Genomic DNA, 2,475 nt, shown 5'->3' on the forward strand with positions numbered 1-2,475 from the left:
GGCCGTGACTGCGTGCCTTTTGAAGAATGAGCCTGCGAGTTTGCGGTGTGTAGCGAGGTTAACCCGTGTGGGGTAGCCGTAGCGAAAGCGAGTCCGAATAGGGCGTCTGAGTTGCATGCCCAAGACCCGAAGCGGAGTGATCTAGCCATGGGCAGGTTGAAGCGCGGGTAAGACCGTGTGGAGGACCGAACCCACCAGGGTTGAAAACCTGGGGGATGACCTGTGGTTAGGGGTGAAAGGCCAATCAAACTCCGTGATAGCTGGTTCTCCCCGAAATGCATTTAGGTGCAGCGTCACGTGTTTCTTGCCGGAGGTAGAGCACTGGATAGGCGATGGGCCTTACCGGGTTACTGACCTTAGCCAAACTCCGAATGCCGGTAAGTGAGAGCGTGGCAGTGAGACTGTGGGGGATAAGCTCCATGGTCGAGAGGGAAACAGCCCAGAACACCGACTAAGGTCCCTAAGCGTGTGCTAAGTGGGAAAGGATGTGGAGTCGCAGAGACAACCAGGAGGTTGGCTTAGAAGCAGCCACCCTTGAAAGAGTGCGTAATAGCTCACTGGTCAAGTGATTCCGCGCCGACAATGTAGCGGGGCTCAAGCACATCACCGAAGTCGTGTCATTGCAGCATATAGGGCCAACGCCTGCTGTGATGGGTAGGGGAGCGTCGTGTGCCGGGTGAAGCGGCGGTGGAAACCAGTCGTGGACGGTACACGAGTGAGAATGCAGGCATGAGTAGCGATACAAGAGTGGGAAACTCTTGCGCCGATTGACCAAGGGTTCCTGGGTCAAGCTGATCTGCCCAGGGTAAGTCGGGACCTAAGGCGAGGCCGACAGGCGTAGTCGATGGACAACGGGTTGATATTCCCGTACCCGCTTTGAAGCGCCAACGCTGAACCAGGTGATGCTAAGGCCGTGAAGCCGGCCCGGAGTCTTCGGACAAAGGGACGTGGTGGAGCCGCTGAACCAAGTCTGTAGTAGGTGAGCGATGGGGTGACGCAGGAAGGTAGTCCAGCCCGGGCGGTGGTTGTCCCGGGGTAAGGGTGTAGGCCGAGTGATAGGCAAATCCGTCACTCATTAAGGCTGAGACCTGATGCCGAGCCGATTGTGGTGAAGTGGATGATCCTATGCTGTCGAGAAAAGCCTCTAGCGAGTTTCATGGCGGCCCGTACCCCAAACCGACTCAGGTGGTCAGGTAGAGAATACCGAGGCGTTCGGGTGAACTATGGTTAAGGAACTCGGCAAAATGCCCCCGTAACTTCGGGAGAAGGGGGGCCATTCCTGGTGACGGCACTTGCTGCCAGAGCTGGGGGTGGCCGCAGAGACCAGCGAGAAGCGACTGTTTACTAAAAACACAGGTCCGTGCGAAGCCGTAAGGCGATGTATACGGACTGACGCCTGCCCGGTGCTGGAACGTTAAGGGGACCGGTTAGCTCCACTTCGGTGGGGCGAAGCTGAGAACTTAAGCGCCAGTAAACGGCGGTGGTAACTATAACCATCCTAAGGTAGCGAAATTCCTTGTCGGGTAAGTTCCGACCTGCACGAATGGCGTAACGACTTCTCGACTGTCTCAACCATAGGCCCGGTGAAATTGCATTACGAGTAAAGATGCTCGTTTCGCGCAGCAGGACGGAAAGACCCCGGGACCTTTACTATAGCTTGATATTGGTGTTCGGTTCGGCTTGTGTAGGATAGGTGGGAGACTTTGAAGCAGCAACGCCAGTTGTTGTGGAGTCGTCGTTGAAATACCACTCTGGTCGTGCTGGATGTCTAACCTGGGTCCGTGATCCGGATCAGGGACAGTGTCTGGTGGGTAGTTTAACTGGGGCGGTTGCCTCCTAAAGAGTAACGGAGGCGCCCAAAGGTTCCCTCAGCCTGGTTGGCAATCAGGTGTTGAGTGTAAGTGCACAAGGGAGCTTGACTGTGAGACTGACGGGTCGAGCAGGTACGAAAGTAGGGACTAGTGATCCGGCGGTGGCTTGTGGAAGCGCCGTCGCTCAACGGATAAAAGGTACCCCGGGGATAACAGGCTGATCTTCCCCAAGAGTCCATATCGACGGGATGGTTTGGCACCTCGATGTCGGCTCGTCGCATCCTGGGGCTGGAGTAGGTCCCAAGGGTTGGGCTGTTCGCCCATTAAAGCGGTACGCGAGCTGGGTTTAGAACGTCGTGAGACAGTTCGGTCCCTATCCGCTGTGCGCGTAGGAGTGTTGAGAAGGGCTGTCCCTAGTACGAGAGGACCGGGACGGACGAACCTCTGGTGTGCCAGTTGTCCTGCCAAGGGCATGGCTGGTTGGCTACGTTCGGGAGGGATAACCGCTGAAAGCATCTAAGCGGGAAGCCTGCTTCGAGATGAGCACTCCCACCTCCTTGAGAGGGTAAGGCTCCCAGTAGACGACTGGGTTGATAGGCCGGATATGGAAGCCCTGTGAGGGGTGGAGTTGACCGGTACTAATAGGCCGAGGGCTTGTCCTCAG

Annotated in this window: 1 rRNA gene; it reads left to right on the top strand. The window is 56.8% G+C overall.

Features of this window, described 5'->3' with window-relative positions:
- Positions 1-2,473 (top strand): 23S ribosomal RNA (locus AB0R04_RS38825); the annotation flags it as partial.
- Positions 2,474-2,475 lie beyond the last annotated feature (2 nt).

The sequence above is a fragment of the Kitasatospora sp. NPDC056731 genome, from assembly GCF_040687675.1.
GTDB lineage: Bacteria > Actinomycetota > Actinomycetes > Streptomycetales > Streptomycetaceae > Kitasatospora.